General features: G+C 51.2%; 1 rRNA gene. It reads right to left on the bottom strand.

Annotated features, from left to right (window positions below):
* Positions 1-258 (bottom strand): 23S ribosomal RNA (locus tag GXK58_RS26905); the annotation flags it as partial.

The following is a 258-nucleotide window of genomic DNA, read 5'->3' as shown; positions in this document are numbered from 1 at the left end:
CTTCACCCTGGACATGGGTAGATCACCTGGTTTCGGGTCTACGACCACATACTCAATTCGCCCTATTCAGACTCGCTTTCGCTGCGGCTCCGTCTCTTCAACTTAACCTTGCATGGGATCGTAACTCGCCGGTTCATTCTACAAAAGGCACGCTATCACCCATTAACGGGCTCTAACTACTTGTAGGCACACGGTTTCAGGAACTATTTCACTCCCCTTCCGGGGTGCTTTTCACCTTTCCCTCACGGTACTGGTTCA

Origin of the sequence: Bacillus sp. USDA818B3_A (assembly GCF_009928415.1) — a bacterium.
Classification (GTDB): Bacteria; Bacillota; Bacilli; order Bacillales; family Cytobacillaceae; genus Neobacillus.
The sequence above is the reverse complement of the archived record's forward strand: the minus strand, read 5'-3'. Positions and strand labels throughout refer to the sequence as shown.